We start from the raw sequence: 20,678 nt of genomic DNA on the forward strand, positions 1-20,678 counted from the left end.
TTGGAACACAAAGATCGGTTTTTTTTAGTTAGTATCCCGGAATTATCCTTTTGACCATCTGCTACCTACCAGCAGCGAAACCCGCTATCCCTTCATGGAGGAGGATTTCCGCGTTAAACGGTGCCTGGATTATATTTCTATACGAGCTGCTACCACCCACACACATTAACATTATCTTATATCATATTTACCTTAGATTAGCTGATTGCTTTTTGAGATTATCAACAAAATCAGACCAGGCAAAAAAGCCTGTTCAAACATCTAAAATGCTTATGATGAAAACACATGCCCTGATCCTGTTGGCCGCTATGCTCGGCAAACAGGGGATGGCACAGGTTGATGCTGGCCTGTTTCGCTATCCTGATGTATCCCGGAACCAAATTGCATTCACTTATGCAAACGATATCTGGGTCGTTCCCAAAACCGGAGGTGCCGCCATTAAACTCATTTCTCCCCCAGGCGTGGAAAGCTTTCCGCGGTTTTCGCCCGATGGCAGCCAGCTGGCCTTTAGTGGTAACTACGACGGCAACACCGACGTATACGTATTACCCGTAACCGGCGGAGTACCACTGCGACTCACGCAGTACGGTGGTTCCGATCGCGTAGTAGGCTGGACCCGCGACGGCAAACAGGTGCTCTTTGCCTCCGGCAGGGAAAGTACCAAAGAACGCTTCAACCAGTTTTATACCATCTCCGATAAAGGAGGCGCCGCTACCAAATTGCCATTGGCCTACGCCGAATTCGGCTCCTAYTCGCCCGATGGCAGCAAGATGGCCGTCATCACGCACTCCCAGGCTTTCCGTAACTGGAAACGCTACCGCGGCGGTATGAAAGCGGATATTCACGTGTTCGACTTCGCCAAACAAACAGATGAAAACATTTCCGCGAAAAGCGAGGGAGGAGACGAGTTCCCGATGTGGTACAACAACTACATCTACTTCCTCTCAGACCGTGGCGCCGAAAAACGCATGAACCTCTGGCGGTACGATACCAACACCAAAGCATATGAACAAATCACTGCTTACAAAGATTATGATGTACACTTCCCATCCTTAGGCCCCGAAGACATCGTGTATGAAGCCAATGGCAAATTATACCTGATGTCGCTCGCCAATCAGCAGTCCACCGAAGTAAAGATCACGGTGAACACCGATATGGCGACACTGAAGCCACATGTGATAGGCGCTGTAAAATATATCCAGTCGGCCACCATCAGCCCCGACGGACAAAGAGCCCTCATCAGCGCCCGAGGCGATGTATTTTCTGTACCCGCTATCAACGGCTATGTGAAAGACCTGACCCGCACCAGTGGCGCTGCGGAACGCTATCCCGCCTGGTCGCCCAATGGAAAGCATATCGCCTGGTGGAGTGATCAATCCGGGGAATATGAACTGTGGCTGGCCCCCGCCGGCAAAGAAAACGAAGCCCGGCAAATTACCCACTACGGCGCCGGATACCGCTACCATCCCTACTGGTCGCCCGATAGCAGGCAACTGGCTTTTATTGACCAGTCCATGAAAATATGGGTGCTCGATGTCAACACCGGTAAAACCACCGCCATTGATCAGGCCCTCCGCTATTCCCCCGAGGCGCTGGAAGGCTTCCGCTTGAGCTGGAGCCCCGATAGCCGCTGGATTGCGTATAGCCGTGACCTCGACAATCTCCACGAAGCCGTGTTTTTATTTGATACCAAAAACAATCAGCGCCACCAGGTCACCAGTGGATTCTATGAGTGCGCCCGACCCATATTTGACGAAGAAGGCAAGTACCTCTATGTACTCACCAATCAATCTTTTAAGCCTACCTTCAGCGGCATTGATAATACTTTCATCTACGCCAATGCCGGTCTGTTGGGCGTAATAGGACTTGAAAAATCCACGCCTTCCCTGCTGGCCACCCGCAACGACGCAGTAGCCGTGAAAGAGGAGAAAAAAGAAGCCACCCCTCAGGCGAAGGAAAAAGGCAAAAAAGAGAAAGCATCAAAAGATAAAAAAGAAACGCCGGCGCCGGAAACAAAAAGTACGGCTATCGACCTGGATAACATGGAGGCCCGGATGGAACTATTGCCCATTCCCGGTGGTATTTACTCCCACCTTGGCGCCACCAAAGGAAAAATTCTGTTCGTTAGCAGCGCCCCGCCTGAGGAGGAAGAAGGCGTTGGCGACGCTACTTTGCAGTACTATGATATTGCGACCAAACAGGTAAAAACGGTTATTAAAAATCCCGGCAACTACGATATCTCCGCTGATGGCAGCAAAATACTGATCAACAGCGGCCCCTATGGGATCATTGAGCCGGCTGAAAATCAGAAAATAGATACCGCCATGCGCGTGGAAGAAATGGAAATGACCGTGAATCCCAAAGAAGAGTGGAAGCAGCTGTTTATGGATACCTGGCGCATGGAAAGAGACTTTTTCTATGATCCGCATATGCATGGGCTAGACTGGAATGCCATTAAAGATAAATACCTCCACCTGCTGGATGGCGCCCGCACCCGCGAAGAAGTAAGTTTTGTGATCAATGAATTGCTGGGAGAAATGAATTCATCCCACGCCTATAATTTCGGCGGCGACGTAGAAAATGCAAAGTCCGGAAATGTAGGCTACCTCGGAGTAGATTGGCAGGCGGATGGCAACTATTATAAAATTAAAAGAATTATCCGCGGTGCTCCCTGGAATGCGGAAGTCCGCAATCCGCTGGACGAACCCGGTCTGACCATCAAGGAAGGGGATTATATCCTGGCAGTAAATGGCGTACCGCTGACCACAGCCCAGGAACCTTTCAGCGGCTTTCAATCGCTGGCTGGCAAAGTAATAGAGCTGACCTACAATAGCCAGCCATCTTTCAGCGGTGCTAAAACGGCCATCGTGAAAACGTTGGGTAGTGAATACCGCCTGCGCCACCTGGCCTGGATAGAGAGCAACCGCAAACGCATTGCGGATGCCACCAACAACCAGGTAGGATACATCTTTGTACCCAGCACGGGCTTCGACGGACAAAATGAACTGATCCGACAGTTTAACGCACAATGGGATAAAGCGGCATTGGTGATTGATGAACGTTTCAATAATGGCGGCCAGGTACCCGATCGCTTCATTGAAATGCTGAACCGTAAGCCGCTGGCTTACTGGGCGGTTCGCGATGGTAAACCCTCTGCATGGCCTTCATTCGCTCACTTCGGCCCTAAAGTAATGCTCGTCAACGGATGGAGTGGTTCCGGCGGAGATGCCTTCCCCGACTACTTCCGTAAAGCCGGATTGGGCCCTATTATTGGCACCCGCACCTGGGGCGGCCTCATAGGCATCGGCAATACGCCCGCACTGATTGATGGTGGCATGATCACCGTTCCGTCGTTCCGCATGTACGAGAGCAACAGCACCTGGTTCCGCGAAGGACACGGCGTAGACCCCGACATCGCAGTAGGCGAAAACCTGGGCGACATGGCCAAAGGAATAGATCCGCAAATTGAAAGAGCCATCATCGAAATCAAAAATCTGTTGCAGACAAAACCATATAAAACGCCTGCACCACCTCCTTACGAAGTAAGATAAATGAAGAGGGATGATAGTCAACAAAACGACTATCATCCCTTATATTTATGGAAGCAATGTTTACTAACGTTTGGGCTGGAAATTCYATCTCAGACCACCACTGAAAAAGTAGTTGGTAGCCAGGCGCCCACTAGGTCTGTCCTTGAACATCTCCGACAAAGTCTTCTCTGAAAAACTGGTGGCATTCAACAAAATACTACCACCTGATGCCACGAAATCAATATGCTTCGTCAGGTGCCAGGTATTCTCCAGCGCTACACTCATTTCCGAATGTCCCATGAGGCGTTTTTTGTCGTTCATTCTTTTTACATCGTAAGCCGCACCCTGCATGCGGAAGGCCAACGCCAAATCAGTACGTTTATTCAACCGGGTACTTACACTTAGTTTCTCCGGGAAATTGAGATCCAGCCGGTATTTATTATCGGATTGCCATCTCACGAGGAAAGCGGGTACCAGCATGGGAGTACCAAAGGTATTGGTAAACATGGCGCCTATGCCATACGAGAAATGGCGATTTTTTTGTTTCACAAATAATAGACCGCCGTTGACAAAAATATCGTGCTGATCTATTTCTTCCATATCGGTGAAAAGCCCAACAGACACCATTCCTACCATTCCCCATTTCTTGTTGATACTACGGAAATGTTGCAGTGCCAGTTGCGTACCAAGTAATTCTTCCGGGAATATTTTTTGATCATAATTGCTGTTGGACAATTTGGTGTAACTGGCAGAAGCCCCCAGGGTCCAGTTTCTTACCTTACCGGTAATGGTATCTACGCGGCTGCTCAGCATAAACATTGCACCGAAATTATACCGCACCTGCGATGTAGTGGAATGTGTTTTCACACTGTCTTCCGGCCTTACGTAGCGGGAAGAAGGCAGATAATCTACACTCACTGCCATGCCGGGGGCATTGAGTGAAGTAGCGCCCAACTGTGCCCATAGGCGCTGTGCTGGCGTAAATGCGAGTAAAGCGAATAATAAACAGGTGTAACCTTTCTTTTGATTCGAGGATTGTAGGTGTGTTGGCTTGCGGCTCATAATAATGTACTTTCTAAAAATGAATTTTTATTGCTTTAGAGTACGACAGCATGCTTACCTGTTACCCCTACGCGGAGATAAAAAATTATTTTTCGAAAGATGGGAATCCGAACGGGCCTATATATAATACAAAGGGGCGCCGGATATTCCGCGCCCCTTTATCTGTTTTGCTGATAATTACTTTTATATTTTCCGGAAGACAACAATGCCATTATGTCCCCCAAATCCAAAAGTATTACTCATGGCTACTGCTACTTTTTTTTCTATCGCGGTAGTTAATACAATTTGTAAGCCTGCGGGAATGGCCGGGTCCAGGTGTTGTGTGTTGATAGTAGGAGGGATGATGCCCTGTTCAATACTTTTCACGCTGGCAATGGCTTCTATGGCGCCCGCTGCTCCCAGCAGATGGCCGGTCATAGATTTGGTGGCACTGATGTGCAGGTGCGCCGGCGCATCGCCGAATAATTTTCCGATGGCAGCTATTTCACTCAGGTCGCCCACTGGCGTGGAAGTAGCGTGTGCATTTAAATAGTCTACGGCTTCTTTATTCAGTCCTGCATCTTCCAGTGCCTGCTGCATGGCGCGGAAAGCGCCCAGTCCTTCCGGATGAGTGGCAGTCATATGATAAGCATCAGCCGTCATAGCGGCGCCGGCTACTTCTGCATAAATATGTGCCCCTCTGGCTTTGGCATGTTCATATTCTTCCAGGATGAGCGCGCCCGCGCCTTCTCCCATCACAAAGCCATCCCGGTCGGTATCAAAAGGGCGGGAACCCCGGGCCGGATCATCATTGCGGACAGACATGGCTTTCATCGCGCAGAAACCACCTACGGAAGCAGGCGTGATAGGCGCTTCCGAGCCACCGGTCACAATCACCTTCGCCTTACCGATACGGATATACGTTAATGCATCCATAATGGCGGTGTTAGACGTAGCGCAGGCCGATACTGTGGTATAGTTGATACCCATTAGTCCATACTTAATAGAGATCATGCCAGACGCCATATTGGTGATGAGCTTGGGTACAAAGTAAGGACTGAAGCGGGGATTGAAATCGCCGGACACGTACTCGGTCACCTGCTCTTCGAAGGTTTGCATACCTCCCTGGCCGGAACCCCAGATAACGCCCGTATCAAACGGGTCCATGCGGGAAAAATCAAGTCCCGCATCTTTAATGGCCTGGTCTGCCGCTACCAGCGCATATTGTGTGAAAGGATCGGTTTTGCGTAGCTCCGCTTTGTCCAGTAATGCGCTGGCATCAAAGTTTTTCAACTCGTTGGCAAAGCGCGTCCGGAAGCGACTGGCATCAAAATGGGTAATAGTGGCAGCGCCGCTTTTCCCATTGATCAGGCTATTCCAGAAATCGGCGACATTGTTCCCGATCGGAGATACGGTTCCCATTCCTGTAATGACAACTCTTTTCATAGTATGTTATTTTTGACACAGGTCTTCCATCAGCTGGTCCGCAATGCTGCGGAAAGCCGTTGGGCCCATTACCCGCGATAAGAGGAGGGAAGACTGTAAATTGGACATAATGAGCAACGCCCTGGCATGGGCAGCCCCTTTGAAGTGAATACATTTATTTTTACGACCCTGCTCCAGGCAGTCCGTCAGCCAGGTAACAATGCCTTCGGCCATTTCCTGTACTTTCGTTTGCATAGGCGGAGTAAAAGTTTCAAAGTCGGTGGCCAGAGACCCCATCAGGCAGATATTCCCCTGGCTGTTGTGCCGCCGGAAAACATCTACCAACTTCGCTAACTGCTCATTTTCAGGTAACTGTTTCCATTTTCCCGTTTGCTCCCTGAATTTTTCTATCTCCTGTTCAATTACTTCCACCCCCAGGTCACACTTCGCGGGAAAATGATAGTGTACCGCCGCATTCTTAATATCCAGTGGGGCTGCAATGTCCTTATAACTAAAGGCATTGAAGCCTTTTGTTCTCACCAGGCGGTCCGCCATGGATACAATCTTGTCTTTTGTTCCGGACATGTTTGATCGCTTAAAGCACCAGGCAAAAAACAGCCTGCTGTTGTTTAGAACACAAATATACTTACTTAGTAGTAAGTAAGCAAATGTTAGCTGCCGATGGCAGTGGGAGATAATAAAATAGGGTTTTGAAGGATAGTTGGGGCAAGGACCTAAAGAGTTGTAAGTAACGGCAACGAATAACAAGAATGTGAAAATCAACTATATTGGCGGAAGGAGAAATACGATTCTTTCATTTGTGTGCTTTTTTGTACTACTACCATATTTGGTACAATGGAATCCTTTTATGAGATGATGATTGTATATAGGTTAAATGGAAAACTCGTTTTAGTCAATGGTTTCAATAGCTTTTGCTTTCAGCTTACTCCGCCTTGAGGCTCTTCACCGGGTTCATCAGCGCTGCTTTGACAGACTGAAAGCTGATGGTGAGCAGGGCAATGATCATAGCCGCCAGGCCCGCCAGAATAAATACCCAGTAATGAATGGATATCCGGTAAGGATATTTCTCCAGCCAGTTCGACATCGTATACCAGGCAACGGGAAAGGCGAGGAGGGCCGCAATCCCTACCAGTTTCAGGAAGTCGGCAGAGAGTAACCTCGTGATACCACTTACGCTGGCGCCTAATACTTTGCGGATACCAATTTCTTTGGTACGCTGCTCTGCGGTATAAGCGGCCAGCCCAAATAATCCAAGGCAACTGATAATAATAGCCAGGGAAGCAAATAAACGGGATAGCTGTTGCATTAATGTTTCATTTTCAAACATGGCATTGAACTGGTCATCCACAAAACTATACGTAAATGGATATGCAGGATTGTAACGCTTCATTACCTCACCAATCCGCGCAATACCAGCTTCTTTATCCGCATTGGCATTCATACGTACAAACAGCAGGGTAGCGGCTTGCGGAATGCAGTAAAAAACTACCGGATCAGGACTGCCATACATGTTGCCGTAAACATAATCTTTCACCACCCCTACAATTCTGGAATGTATAACGGAATCAGCATCGGGGGTTAATAATGTTTTGCCAACAGCGCTGCCATTTCCCATGATTTTTTCCAGCGATTGGGTAATGAGTACGTCGTTTCCATTCGCGGCGGCTACGGGCTTAAAATCACTGCCGGAAACAATTTTCATTCCGATGGTATGAATGTATTCAGGACCTGTCAGTCGTTGGGAGATCAGTACTTTATCGCCTTCCGGTTTCCCTTCCCAGCTGATGCCATTGGTATTGTTACCACTGTAGATCGCATCATGGTCTGCCAGTGCGGCGTCTTGTACCAGCCCCGTGGCCAGTAACGCATCTTTAATGGCGGGGAAATTTTGCACCATATTCCCCTTCACGTCCAGCGAAATAAGGTTGTCTTTGTTGAAGCCCAGGTTCCTGTTCTTCACATGTTGTATCTGCTGATAGATGATGACGGTACAAATAATCAGGGTAATAGATATACTAAATTGCGCAATCACCAATCCCTTGCGGATAAAGGGGGCGCTACCCGTCTTCATTTTAACGCCTTTCAGTACAAAAACGGGGTTGAAGGAAGACAGATACAGAGAAGGGTAGCTGCCTGCTACTACGCCACAAACCAGCGTAATCAACAGTAGCCACGTGATATGAACCGGATTGGTAAGGCCCACCACAAGGTGTTTATCTACCAAAGTATTAAATACGGGTAATACAAGCGATAACAACAGCACCGCAATGCCAGCCGCGAGCAACGACATCAATAACGCTTCACCGATAAATTGCACCACCAGCTTGCCTTTTCCTGCTCCCATTACTTTCCGGATACCCACTTCCCTGGCGCGCTTTTCACTGCGGGCAGTAGAAAGATTCATGAAGTTAATGCAGGCAATAAAAAGAATGATCCACGCAATCAGAGAAAACAGGTGTACATATTCAATACGGCCACCACTTTGCTGGCCATGCTCAAAGCGCCCCCGTAAGCGCCAGTCGTTCATCGTAAAGAGGAACGGATGCGTAATGGAATTGGGATCATGCTGTTTGATATAACCATGCAACTGACGATTGATAGCCGTCAGGTTGGCGTTGGGCGCCAGCTCTACGAAAGTGCTGACAGAATTAGCCCCCCAGTTTTTTAAATAGGCATTGTTACGGAAGTATATTTCAAACGGCGCCACCCAATCAAACCTGATACTCGAATTTTCCGGTAAATCTTTTACAACGCCTGTTACTACATAAGGTTGTTTATGATCCACCAGCACGGTTTTGCCCACCACATTTTGGGTGCTGCCAAAGAAATTCCGGGCAGTTTTTTCTGTGAGTACAATAGAATAAAGTTGAGAAAAAGGCGTGGCGGCATTCCCTTCAATGAAGGAAAAGGTAAACATATTGAACAAACTGGAATCGGCGTACAGACCATTGGCGTACAGGTTATTATTACCAATGGTGAACAACGCACTGGCTAGCTCTTCTGTGCTACGACAGCTTTGCTGGATACCGGGTATGTCCGCCTTCATGGCCGGCGCCAAAGGAGCAGGGGTAGAGGAAAAGGTGCGGATGCCTTCGTATTCCCAGTTTTCCAGCACCTGGTAAAGGTGGTCTTTCTTCAGATGTATATTATCAAACGTCAGTTCGTCCTCCACCCATAGAAAAATAACTGCCGCGCAAGTCAACCCAATCGCCAGCCCAAAAATATTGAGGAAGCTGTAGGTTTTATTTTTCCATAAATTCCTGAGGGTAACCTTAATGTAATTTCTAAACATCATAGTTTTCACGCCTTTATCATAGGAATGTGTTTCGGGAAGGCGCTAATAAAATGCCATGTTGTTACTTGTTGATAATGAAAGTATTAGTTAACAGAAATCGTCCGCTTTTAACGGCTTCGTGTCCGATATCGGACAGTTGGAGAAATCAATGATAGCCTTTCTCCCCATAAGGTGCCAGTTCCATCATTACCAACTTTTCCAGTGTTTTAATTTCCTGCTTTATATCCACGGTGGGATCATCGCTTTCTTTCAGCACTTCCACTATTTCATACACAAAATCATCCGGGCCCTGTTCCTTCCAATCACGCTGCAGGCGCTCATTAAAGTGATTGCCGGTTTGCAACTGCACCCGCAGTGAATTCCACGCCCGGTCCAGGTCCATGCTGGTACCAATAAATACTTTGTCATTACGTTTGTTACGCAACTGAAATACGCCTTTCCGGAAATTCATTTCGCGATATGCCTGCTTCAGTTCTTTTCTTGATGTCATCGTTTAATTTTTTAATTGACCGTCTATTAATTGGCCGGCCTGTTTCAAAAAGGCGGTATAGCTTTCCGGGTGGCGTCGGTTCAGGTATAACGTTAATAGTCCTGTAATGCTGTATAACAACGTCGCCTGTTTTAAAGCAGCTTCCCGCGCGGTGAGCATGCGTTTATCAATACAATACGCCCAGTCTGCCTCACAAAGCTCCGGTAGTAAAGAGGTTACCAACGCTGTGGTAGCACCTTTCCGGTCCATGTCAGATAATTTTTCCACGAAGAATAATTCAAAGATGCCGGGGTATTGAATAAAGTATTCCATATAAGCCAGTATCGTGGCTTTTAGCCGCTTGTTGCCGGGCGTTATACTGGCGGTACGGGTGATTACATACTCGCTGCACTCGGCCCGGAAGTCCTTCACACAAAGGAATACCAGGTCTTTCACATCTTTGAAATAATTATACAGCGTGGCAAATGAATAACCTGCCCGGTCCGCGATGTTACGCACACTCACGCTTTTCAATCCCTCACTTTTCAGGATCTCTTTGGTAGCGTCAATGAAATATCCCCTGACCCGTTGCTCCTGTATTTCCTTTTTGTTCATAATAGTGCAAATATATTGAACACTGTTCAAAAAATAGCAAAAAGCATAAAGCAGAAAGCAAAAAGCCATTGAAGCGGGTGATTAGAGCGAGTATTTAAGTTATAAATCCGCTTATATCATTTCGCTTCAATGGCTTTTTGCTTTCTGCTTTATGCTTTCTGCTCTTAAGTGGTACGCCTGGCCTTTTTCAGCGCAATCTTATATTTATCCGGCGTTCCGGAAATATTCAGACTCATGAAACGAACCTTTTTATCCTTATCCCGGACCTCAATCGCATCCACCTGGTCGATGTTCACCTCTTCCTGCTTCCTGCCAAATAAAGCCTGGAAGCCCACCTGTGTAACCATCTTCATAGGGATGCGGAGGAAGTAGTTCATATGCATATCCAGCGACTGGCTACCGGAAACTTCTATATAACCCAATGAAGAATTGATATTCATATTAGGAATGTCTAACACCCCATTTTTAAGTGTCAGCTTATTACGCAAGGTATCAAACCGCACCATGCGCAGGTTCTTGTCTTTGAAATACCCTGCCATGGCCTGCATAGGACCAAAGTCCAGCAAAGTGCCATTGTGAATAGTAATATCCATTTGCGATTCCGTTTCACTTAACACCGGCGTCAGATCCGGATGTAGTCGCACGTAACTTTTGATATGCCCGTTCAGGATACCTTTCAGGTTGTTGTTCAATATAAAGTCCTGGCCGAAATTATCGAACTTAATGAGCAGTTTGGAGAGATCCAGATTTTCTACATAGATGCCATTTTTGAAGTAGAGCTTCTTAGGATCAGTGGCGTTCAGCATGCCGCGCATGGCCACATGTCCGCCGGCAATATTCATGGCCAGTGTATCTACTTTTATTTTTTGGTCTTCCCGCATATGTACATTGGCCAGTACATTCTTCATCCACAATTTTTTATACTTTATCTTCTTTACATCCACCTGTACTTCAAAAGCAGAAAAAGGAATGTTGAATATGTTGAAACCCGCTGCATGTAAGGAATCATTCTCTTTCACCGTTGTACGTTTAGCCGGTGCCGTAGTGGCTACGGGATGCTCGCTGAAGTCGTAGTTCATCAGCTCATCAACATCCAGGAGATTGGATTTGAAGCGGAAGTAATTACTGCGCTTTATCTTGTTCCGGCCCGGCCCTGTGGCATATCGCATGCTCAGGTCAAAGTCGGTGCGACCTATCTTTCCGGTAAGCGTATCAATCACAATGAATTTGTTGTTACCATACCGTATCCGGCCGGTGATGTTTTCTACATTAATAGGATGTTCCCGCAACCTGCCGGAAATATTGGCGATGTGCGCATCAACCTTTTTGAATACGGTATCGTATTTAAGCGTCATCTTGGAACGCAGCCACACATTATTGGCCTGCTCATACCAGTAGCCCTGCGGAATAAATTTGCGTCCCCGCTGACTGATCAGGTCATTAACGGCCAGCCGGTCCGATTTAAAATCGAACGCGATAGTGGTATTGCCTTTCTTGATTTTATCAAACCAGAGCTGGTAATTATTCAATCGCCCCTTAAAGGCAAACCCGCTGCTGTCGATGTTACCGCTGAAATCAGTTACCCGTAAGCTGGTGTCATTAATCATCACCGCCGCATTAAAATTATGCAGCGCATGTGGATACTGTTCAAACCCGGCATTTAATTTCTCTACTTTGAAAGTGCCGCGTGGCAAAGGATTGGGATGCAAAAGTTCTTTTACCGAGGTTTCCAGCGCAAGGCCAATATTAAACCCGGTAATCACTTCTTTCGATAATATTTTATAGCTGGAATCAAATTTATACAATTCCCCCAGCTGCAAACGCTTGCTGGACGCACTGAAAGTAACCGCTACCGGTTTGTTTTGCTGGTGAAATAATGCGGGTACATCACTCACCGATCCCTGTGCCAGTATATCGGAACTGCCTATACGAAAAGCGATGGAGTCCAGTTGTAACCGGCCTTGCTGTACCTGTGCATGTACGTTCATATTCCGCACAGGCAGGTGATAGCCGGGAATACGGAACTCCAGGTTTTTAACTGTCAGTTCACTTTGTACCCCTTCTTTCAGCTTTGCCAGGCTTTCTTCCGGGATACGCATATCTACCAGCTCCCGGAAATTCATATTCAGCTTGATCTCTCCACTGATTTGCTCCAGATCTTTGATGCCTAAAAATTCTCCTACAAACCGCAGATTCAATTCAGAATACAGCTGCATGATGATATGTGGGTCTGTGAAGTTTTTCATCACAAAATTTCCCCTGAACACGCCGGTGCCTGGTTTGGCATTGAAGTTCAGGATATGCAGCTCAGAGGTTTGCAGGTTGTGCGCCGTGCCATTGGTGTAGTATCCTCTAAAGCCCATGGAGTCTACCTTCCGGTCTACTTTCTTATTCTGGAACCATACATTCTCGCAACCAAAGTTAAACGTCATCAACGGCATGATACCTTTGCCGATAGGGCCCTGGATAATTCCGTCAAAGAAAATGCGGCCGTCGTGTTTGTATTTACTCAGCATCTCCGCCACATCTTTGGGCACCAGTGCCAGTAGGAGGTTCATGTCGGGCTTATCGCCTTTTACTTTCAGATCTACATAACGCTTGCTGACGCTACCTTCCAGCTGCAGTGACGCCGCCTCGAGCCGGATACTGCCGGGAGGAAGGGTGAGGATTTGTTTTTGTTTGTCGTACACCGCACTGAGCTGAAACACCAGCTGCTTATGGCGGAACAAGGAACTATCTGTTTTGCTGGTCACATCTATCAGCAGCTTGCTATCCAGGTTAATGGCGATACGCGCCGAATCCATAGAGAAAGCTGTTTTTATTTTATCAATATGTGAGGAAACCTTCCAGCCGGAAATCTCATCCAGATAAGTGATATCAAGGTTCTTCAGGATAATTTTTTTCAGATCCAGATTCAGCGTCTCTGAAGAATCTGCAGTAGCCGGGCCGCCGCTGCTTTTAAATTCATGTGCTTTGATCAGGTCTACGTCGCCATTGGCATACCGGGCCATATGCACCTTTCCGTTGGCCAGCACAATGATGCGGGCATTGTAATGTTGCTGTAAAACATCCGGCAAACTAAAGCCAACGTATAAACGCTCTACCTGGTAGAGGGGAGGAGCCTTCATTTTTTTATCTGCAAAAAAACGAACGTCATGTAAGGCAATAGAAATATAGGGGAAGTTGCTGAAAGGCGAAATACTGCTGCTGGTAATCACCAGCTCGCCGGCAAATTGCTTGTTCAGCTCTTTCACCGCCATCTGGGTAAGTCGTTCCTGCTGGCTGTACAAAATACCGCCTGCTACAGTGATTAATAATAAAAATATAGCTGCAATGATCCCTAACAGCCTGATAATTTTTTTTCCCCGCTTCATGTAAATAGCCTTTCTATGCGATAAAAGTATGTTGAATATTTATCATCTCTATAACGCACACACGTTTTTTATTATTTTTAACGATTCACATTAATTGATGTTACATGAAAAAAATATTTGTCTGGTTACTATTGGCAGGAATTACGCAGTGTAGCATGGCCCAGCAAAAGCTACTGGATAAGTTGTCGGGCAACCCGGTGTTTCCCGGCTGGTACGCCGATCCGGAGGGCGTAGTATTTGGTAAAACGTATTGGATCTATCCCACTTTTTCAGCGGCCTACGAAAAACAGGTTTTCTTCGATGCCTTTTCTTCCCCTGACCTCGTTACATGGACTAAACATTCGCATATTCTCGATACTGCTGCGGTAAAATGGGCTAAACGCGCCATGTGGGCGCCTGCCATCGTAGAAAAGGATCATCGTTATTATTTTTTCTTCGGCGCCAACGATATTCAAAATAACAACGAAACCGGTGGCATCGGTGTAGCCGTGGCCGATAACCCGGCAGGACCGTTTAAAGATTACCTGGGCAAACCCCTCGTGGATAAGATTATTAACAACGCGCAGCCCATCGACCAATACGTTTTCCAGGACAGCGATGGGAAGTATTACCTCATCTATGGTGGCTGGGGTCATTGCAACATCGCCCGCCTCAAAGACGACTTTACCGGCTTTATACCCTTTGAAGACGGCGCCACGTTTAAAGAAATTACCCCGGAGAAATATGTAGAAGGCCCTACCATGTTTAAAAAAGACGGGAAATATTATTTTATGTGGTCAGAAGGCGGATGGACCGGCCCGGACTATAGCGTGGCCTATGCCATTGCAGACTCTCCCATGGGACCGTTTACGCGGATCGGTACCATCCTGAAGCAGGACCCCGCCATCGCCAACGGCGCCGGCCATCATTCTGTGATCAGCATCCCGAACGAAAACCGCTGGTATATTATTTACCATCGCCGCCCTATTACGGAAAAGGCCGCCAACTCCCGCGAAACCTGTATTGAAAGGATGGAATTTGATAAAGACGGATACATCAAGCCCGTGAAAATTACCCGCGAAGGAGTGGCCAAAGCCCCCATACGCTAGATAAATTCCTCATTGCGTAAATCAAATTCCCGATACGATTAGTAAGCCAGTCCCGCCTGCGCCAATTTTGCATCACTAAAAAAATGCAACATATGAGCAAGCAGACTGGCTTTCTACTTATAATAATGACTTTATTCATCGCTCCGTTTCGCTTAATGGCGGAAGACGAGCACGGAGGAACCATCCGGGGGAAAGTAGTCACCACAGATGGTAAACCCGCTACAGACGTAGTAATCCTTTTGAAGGAAACCAACGAAACCGTCATCTCTGAATCCGATGGCGCTTTTTCGTTTGATCATATAAAACCAGGCAGCTATCATTTGCTTGTTACGCTGATGGGTTATGCGCCCGTGGAAGAACAAGTGGTGGTAAACGCCGGCAAAACTACCAATATCCGGCTGCAGCTGGCGGTTTCCAGCAAGGCCCTCAAAGAAGTGGTGGTAACGGGTAATCATAATAAACTCATCAAAACATCCAGCTACGATGTGGCGAAGATGCCCCTGAAAAATCTGGAAAATCCACAGGTATATAGCACTATCACCAAAGACCTGTTACAACAGCAGGTAATATTTTCGGTAGATGATGCTCTGAAAAATGCCCCTGGTTTAACGCGCATGTGGGACGCTTCCGGCAGGAGCGGCGATGGTGGTGGTTATTATAACCTCCGTGGTTTCATTGTACAGAGTAAAATGCGCAATGGCGTTGCCGGCAACGTGACTGCTAAAATAGATGCTTACAACCTGGAACAGGTAGAAGTAATCAAAGGCCCGTCTGCCACACTGTTTGGCAACAGCCTGACTTCCTATGGCGGATTAATTAACCGCGTTACCAAAAAGCCTTACGATCATTTTGGTGGCGATATCACCTATGCCATGGGCAGCTTTGGCTTTAACCGCGTGAGCGCGGATATAAATACCCCGCTGGACAAAGAAAAAGATGTATTGCTGCGAATCAATACCGCTTACAACTATGAAGGCAGCTGGCAGGACTATGGCTTTAATAAAAACTTCGCCTTCGCACCTAGTTTGTCTTACCGCGTGAATGATCGTTTGTCATTCCTGTTTGATGCGGAATTTTCTACTGGTCAGAATTCCGGTCTCAGTGTATTTTTCTTCCCGTATCAACAGCCCATTTCCGCACTGGGCACGGATCGTGCGGATCAGTTGAAAATTGATTTCAAACGCGCTTTTGCGAGAAACGATTTGTATCAGACTTCCCGCAACACCAATATTTTCGGATTGATGAAGTATAAATTATCTGATCAGTGGAATATGAGCACCAATATCAGCTCCACCAACAGTTTCTCCAATGGTCCTTCCCCTTATTTTTACTTGTTGTCCGATGGCGCTGTAAACGACGTTGCTGGCCAGGTGGGAAGCAATTATATTTCGCGTAACGATCAGTTTACCGATAACAGCAAGGATAACTTCTTACAAATACAACATAATTTCAACGGCGACTTTAAAATTGGTAGTCTAAGAAACCGTTTGGTGGGTGGTATTGATTATCTCTATCATAACTCCAATCAGTTCTTTGGTGGTGGTACATTCGATACCATTCCGTCTCACGGCAACATTCCTACTTATCCTAATTTTAACCGCCGCAACCTGGATACCTTGTACGCTAAGCATGGGCTTGGATTTACCTTTCCTTCCCGGGCGCTTTCCAACACTTATAGCGCCTATGTGTCTGATTTGTTGAACCTCACGGATAATCTGATGGTGATGGCCGCCTTACGCGTGGATTATTTCGACAATAAAGGCGCTTACAATGATATAAAAGGCATTTATGAAGGAGGATATAACCAAACGGCTTTCTCGCCCAAATTAGGGATCGTATACGAGCCGGTGAGAGACAGGGTTTCCCTGTTTGCCAACTACCAGAATGGATTTACTAACCAGTTGGGTACTACCGCTTCCGGTAAGGCTTTTAAGCCGGAACAAGCCAACCAGCTGGAAGGAGGCGTGAAACTGCAGGTACTCAATGGCCGCATTAACGGTACATTCAGTTATTATAACATCAAAGTAAAAGATGTACTCCGCCCGGATGCTGCTAATCCAACTTTTTCTATACAAGATGGAACGCAGGTGAGCAAAGGATTTGAAGCGGAAGTGATTGCGAATCCTTTCCAGGGATTCAATATCGTAGCCGGCTTTGCCTACAATGATTCCAAATATGAAGCCGCTTCGAAAGAGGTGGAAGGCATGCGCCCAGCTACGGCCGGCGCACCAACTGTAGCGAACCTCTGGCTCAGCTACCGCATTTCTACCGGCGTAGCCGATGGCCTGGGATTTGGCTTTGGCGGGAATTATGCCAGTGATAATAAAGTACAGAACGATAAAATTGTAGGTACCTTTTATCTGCCCAGCTATACAGTATTAAACGCCAGCATCTTTTATGATCAGCCCCGTTTTCGTGTAGCCGTGAAGATGGATAACCTGACAGATAAACTTTACTTCGTTGGCTATACGACCGTTAATCCACAGAAGCCAAGAAGCTTCAGTGGAACGGTATCGTTTAAGTTCTAGGCAGCTATTTTCGCACCATCCGGTATCTCCACCCGGTTGGTGCGAATTTTTTTGCGATAATTTACAAATATCGCGGTGGCAGCAGCACCGGATAAACCCGCCACAAATACGCTGAACCGCGGACCAATATAACTTGCCAGTAACCCCGTGAGCAAACTACCTACTGGTATCATTCCCTGGAACGCCATGACGTAATAACTGATCGCCCTTGCCCGCATTTCCGGAATGGTATGTGTTTGAATATAGGTATTGGTAGCGGATACCTGCGCCAGCATCCCCCAACCCGAAAACATCATGAATAACAAGGCCAGTGGGAGGTGGCTGGAAAGCGCCAGCAGTAAAAGGCTGAGTGAAAAAATAAGGCTGGAGGTAATCATTATTTTTACCAGGTTGCTGTTAGATTTTAGCCTGGCCATATAGATCGCTGCACCAACAGAACCCAGGCCGGCAGCGCTTTCAAACCAGCTGAATGTTTTGGCATCACCGTTGAAAACATCTTTCGCAAAGATGGGCATCAGCGTACTGAAAGGAATTACCAATAAACTGCTGGCACATAGCATCAGCAAGAGTGCTGCCAGGTCTTTATCTCCGGAAACATAACGGAATCCTTCTCTCAATTCTACCCATATACTCCGGTTTGATTTCACCACCGGTGGCAATACAATTTTCATCATCCACAGGGAAATCAATACAGGTATATAACTGAGAAAGTTGCTCATGAAACAAACGTCTTCCCCAAAGGTGCTCAGCATAATCCCTGCCAGCGCKGGCCCTGCAATGCGGGCGAAGTTCACCATGATAGAATTCAACGCAATGGCGTTGGGCAGGTCTTCTCTTTTCTCTACCATTTCTACCATCAGTGACTGGCGGCAGGTCATGTCAAAGGCATTGATCACACCCTGTACCAGCGACAGGAAAATGATAGCGGGAATGTTGTAATAACGCAGCAACAACATGATCGCCAKCGCCCCCGCTTGCACCATGGAAACGATTTGCGTAATCAGCAGAATGTGGTAGCGGTTATGCCGGTCGATATAACTGCCGGCATAGGGTGATAGCAGGAGCGAGGGTATCAGACTTACAAAGCTCACTACACCCAGTAGCATAGCGGAGTTGGTAAGGCGGTATATCAGCCAGCAAACGGCTGTTTTCTGCACCCAGGTGCCTATGAGGGATATCGATTGGCCGGAGAAGAAAAGCCGGAAATTACGGGAGTTTAAAGCACGAAAAGCATCCATTGATTCGTCGGTTTGAGGTGTATAATCTAATCTTTAGCAAATGTCGGGAAGATCGATATATTTGTTAAATAGATTGTTTTAATGATATTCATTGATAAAAACGATTGATGAAATGGAGCTACGTCAACTCATGTATTTTGTAAAAGCTGCGGAGCTGTCGCATTTCACGGATGCTGCCGCCGCATTATATATTACGCAGTCTACTTTGTCGCAGCAAATCAAGCAGCTGGAAATTGAGCTGGGAATGCCTTTGTTCGACCGGATCGGCAAGCAGGTGCATCTCACAGAAGCTGGCGGGGTATTTCTGCTCCATGCGCGGCAGGTACTGCTGGATGTAGAGAAAGGAAGACAGGCCATCCAGGATTTGCAGAACATGCTACGTGGAGAATTACGTATAGGCGTTACCTATGCTTTCACTGCTTTTCTGCTGCCGGCGCTGACAACCTTTCCCGTGAAGTATCCGGGCATTAAAATTTACGTGCAGTATGGCACTACCAGGGAGCTGGAAGCCAAACTCCGGGCTTCGGAACTGGACCTGGTACTGGCTTTTCACACAGACGCGTTTCATAACGACCTGGAAACACGGGAGTTGTTCCGCTCCAAAATTGTGGTTGCCGTGTCCAAAAAGCACCCGCTGGCGGGGCAAAAAAAGATTCCGCTGCAAAGCCTCAACGGGCTGGATCTGATCTTTCCTTCCAGGGGATTCAGTGCCCACGATTCGTTGAATGAAGTGCTACAAACGAACAAAATTGAACCAGCGATCAGGATTGAGATGAATGATGTACATGCTATTTTGGCGCTCGTAGAAAAAGGGCATTGGGCCACGTTGCTGAATGAACGGGCGGTGATGGGGTGGAAGAATCTGGTGGCTATTCCGATTGAAGGGAGGGAGTTACAGCGCCGGGCGTATATTGTATGGCAGAAAGGAACGTATCATAAAAAGGCGGCAGACCTGTTTATCCAGGAACTACTGAAGGCGCTGCCGCCGGATGGAAAATAACAAGGTGTATTCGGTTCAAATGGCACTCAGCAGCGACACTGGGCCGCCACCGGGTGACCACAAGCGGGGTTATTGTGCATTTCGCAAATCTGCGATGTTACATTTATAGTATTGCTCAAATTCCTCCGTCAGTTCCTCCCAGCTATTATGTTTGGTAAAAGTGGAAATGTACGTGAGGGTATGATTGGTTTCAGTGATCATTTTAAAGGCCAGCGCCATTTTTTCCTGTAGAATCAGCTCTTCTACGGATATATAGTATTCCTGCTCAAATGGGGCGGACAGGAACTCCGGTACCACGCGGAATTTGCGGCAAAGCGTTTCCATGCTGTCGGCTTCTGCGGGATGGCTGATAATATAAGCTGCTATTTCCCGCAATTGCTCCTGGTGGCTTTCTTTCAGCATAATAGGAGGTTCCGGTGAAAGATAATACAGGAATGTGCGGTAGAAGTCGATGGCACTGCGCCGGAAAAAGACCTCCGCCGTTTTACCGATCAGTTTACAATGAAGTATCCGGTTCATCACCTGGTAATTGACTTCATTGAGCTGGAAGGGCGTCCTGTTGCCGGGGTTCTGCACTTTTCTTACCCCTACTTTATTAATCACCCGGAATGCCGGAAACTCATCTGATAAATACTTCAGAGCCGAAATGCTAAGGTTGACGTGGAAGTCCATCACAAACTCTTTTTCCGTGACCAGGGTATGCTGGTCGCTGAAAGCGTTACCACTGTTTTTGCTCAGGGACATTTTCAGGGGAATGCGGTTGTTGGTGCTGGTAAATCCGGAGATGCAGGCAGGTATGATATACCTGGACGGAGGTACGGTTGTTAATTGTACGCCTTCCTTGAGGAAAATCAGGTGATAGTAGATACTCAGCCCGCTCATTTCTATTTGCTGATCGATGATAATGCCTTTGTCGTCAATATCTGTATAACATTTGGCATAAGGGATCAGCTGTGAATGAAAGTAGCTGGGAATCTCTTCATAGGTGGTGTAGGTAGTATCATTCCTGCTAAGCAGGAGGTACTTGTTTTCTGGTTGCTTCATGGTTACTTGC

General features: G+C 47.1%; 13 protein-coding genes. 4 read left to right on the forward strand and 9 right to left on the reverse strand.

Going from position 1 to position 20,678, the window contains the following annotated elements; all coding sequences use genetic code 11:
• The first annotated feature begins 272 nt into the window (after window positions 1-272).
• Window positions 273-3,551: a S41 family peptidase gene (locus tag AC1DFM_RS22480; RefSeq protein ID WP_477079006.1), complete on the forward strand. Its 3,279-nt coding sequence runs from the start codon at window positions 273-275 to the stop codon at window positions 3,549-3,551.
• Between the two features lie 63 nt (window positions 3,552-3,614).
• Here AC1DFM_RS22480 and AC1DFM_RS22485 read toward each other — a convergent pair whose 3' ends face one another.
• The 7 genes from AC1DFM_RS22485 to AC1DFM_RS22515 form a co-directional block, all read right to left on the reverse strand.
• On the reverse strand, window positions 3,615-4,592 hold the full coding sequence (locus tag AC1DFM_RS22485) for a DUF6268 family outer membrane beta-barrel protein (protein WP_477079007.1): 978 nt from the start codon (window positions 4,590-4,592) through the stop codon (window positions 3,615-3,617).
• A 183-nt stretch (window positions 4,593-4,775) separates the two neighbouring features.
• Window positions 4,776-6,017, reverse strand: a complete 1,242-nt coding sequence (gene fabF / locus AC1DFM_RS22490) for a beta-ketoacyl-ACP synthase II (protein WP_477079008.1) — start codon at window positions 6,015-6,017, stop codon at window positions 4,776-4,778.
• A 6-nt stretch (window positions 6,018-6,023) separates the two neighbouring features.
• The gene (locus tag AC1DFM_RS22495; RefSeq protein WP_477079009.1) at window positions 6,024-6,581 is read right to left on the reverse strand and encodes a TetR/AcrR family transcriptional regulator; all 558 of its coding nucleotides are present in this window, start codon (window positions 6,579-6,581) and stop codon (window positions 6,024-6,026) included.
• 358 nt (window positions 6,582-6,939) lie between these two features.
• Window positions 6,940-9,312 (reverse strand): ABC transporter permease, encoded by a 2,373-nt coding sequence (locus tag AC1DFM_RS22500; RefSeq protein ID WP_477079010.1) that lies wholly within the window; start codon window positions 9,310-9,312, stop codon window positions 6,940-6,942.
• A gap of 145 nt (window positions 9,313-9,457) precedes the next feature.
• Window positions 9,458-9,802: a GIY-YIG nuclease family protein gene (locus AC1DFM_RS22505; protein WP_477079011.1), complete on the reverse strand. Its 345-nt coding sequence runs from the start codon at window positions 9,800-9,802 to the stop codon at window positions 9,458-9,460.
• Window positions 9,803-9,805: 3 nt separating this feature from the next.
• Entirely contained in the window at window positions 9,806-10,396 is a 591-nt protein-coding gene (locus tag AC1DFM_RS22510) for a TetR/AcrR family transcriptional regulator (RefSeq protein ID WP_477079012.1), read from the reverse strand.
• Window positions 10,397-10,560: 164 nt separating this feature from the next.
• The gene (locus AC1DFM_RS22515; RefSeq protein ID WP_477079013.1) at window positions 10,561-13,770 is read right to left on the reverse strand and encodes a hypothetical protein; all 3,210 of its coding nucleotides are present in this window, start codon (window positions 13,768-13,770) and stop codon (window positions 10,561-10,563) included.
• Window positions 13,771-13,874: 104 nt separating this feature from the next.
• Between AC1DFM_RS22515 and AC1DFM_RS22520 the strand changes: the two genes are divergently transcribed.
• The gene (locus AC1DFM_RS22520) at window positions 13,875-14,858 is read left to right on the forward strand and encodes a glycoside hydrolase family 43 protein (RefSeq protein WP_477079014.1); all 984 of its coding nucleotides are present in this window, start codon (window positions 13,875-13,877) and stop codon (window positions 14,856-14,858) included.
• 125 nt (window positions 14,859-14,983) lie between these two features.
• Complete coding sequence (locus tag AC1DFM_RS22525) at window positions 14,984-17,386, forward strand: TonB-dependent siderophore receptor (RefSeq protein WP_477079015.1); 2,403 nt, start codon at window positions 14,984-14,986, stop codon at window positions 17,384-17,386.
• Here the strand turns inward: AC1DFM_RS22525 and AC1DFM_RS22530 are convergent.
• Complete coding sequence (locus AC1DFM_RS22530) at window positions 17,383-18,624, reverse strand: MFS transporter (protein ID WP_477079016.1); 1,242 nt, start codon at window positions 18,622-18,624, stop codon at window positions 17,383-17,385. The two genes, AC1DFM_RS22525 and AC1DFM_RS22530, sit on opposite strands and share 4 nt — an antisense overlap.
• Before the next feature lie 112 nt (window positions 18,625-18,736).
• On the opposite strand from AC1DFM_RS22530, the gene AC1DFM_RS22535 reads away from it, so the two are divergent.
• Window positions 18,737-19,624, forward strand: a complete 888-nt coding sequence (locus tag AC1DFM_RS22535) for a LysR substrate-binding domain-containing protein (protein WP_477079017.1) — start codon at window positions 18,737-18,739, stop codon at window positions 19,622-19,624.
• 69 nt (window positions 19,625-19,693) lie between these two features.
• Here AC1DFM_RS22535 and AC1DFM_RS22540 read toward each other — a convergent pair whose 3' ends face one another.
• Window positions 19,694-20,668 carry a hypothetical protein gene (locus tag AC1DFM_RS22540; protein WP_477079018.1) on the reverse strand — a complete coding sequence of 325 codons (975 nt, stop codon included), beginning with the start codon at window positions 20,666-20,668 and terminating at the stop codon, window positions 19,694-19,696.
• Between the last annotated feature and the right edge of the window lie 10 nt (window positions 20,669-20,678).

The sequence above is a fragment of the Chitinophaga sp. 05T412 genome (genome assembly GCF_056396465.1).

Bases quoted from the DNA above. Each gene is read 5' to 3' on its own strand.
- AC1DFM_RS22495 (WP_477079009.1), bottom strand. From the start codon at position 6,581: ATGTCCGGAACAAAAGACAAGATTGTATCCATGGCGGACCGCCTGGTG.
- AC1DFM_RS22525 (WP_477079015.1), top strand. From the start codon at position 14,984: ATGACTTTATTCATCGCTCCGTTTCGCTTAATGGCGGAAGACGAGCAC.
- AC1DFM_RS22500 (WP_477079010.1), bottom strand. From the start codon at position 9,312: ATGATGTTTAGAAATTACATTAAGGTTACCCTCAGGAATTTATGGAAA.
- AC1DFM_RS22505 (WP_477079011.1), bottom strand. From the start codon at position 9,802: ATGACATCAAGAAAAGAACTGAAGCAGGCATATCGCGAAATGAATTTC.
- AC1DFM_RS22510 (WP_477079012.1), bottom strand. From the start codon at position 10,396: ATGAACAAAAAGGAAATACAGGAGCAACGGGTCAGGGGATATTTCATT.
- fabF (WP_477079008.1), bottom strand. From the start codon at position 6,017: ATGAAAAGAGTTGTCATTACAGGAATGGGAACCGTATCTCCGATCGGG.
- AC1DFM_RS22535 (WP_477079017.1), top strand. From the start codon at position 18,737: ATGGAGCTACGTCAACTCATGTATTTTGTAAAAGCTGCGGAGCTGTCG.
- AC1DFM_RS22515 (WP_477079013.1), bottom strand. From the start codon at position 13,770: ATGAAGCGGGGAAAAAAAATTATCAGGCTGTTAGGGATCATTGCAGCT.
- AC1DFM_RS22540 (WP_477079018.1), bottom strand. From the start codon at position 20,668: ATGAAGCAACCAGAAAACAAGTACCTCCTGCTTAGCAGGAATGATACT.
- AC1DFM_RS22520 (WP_477079014.1), top strand. From the start codon at position 13,875: ATGAAAAAAATATTTGTCTGGTTACTATTGGCAGGAATTACGCAGTGT.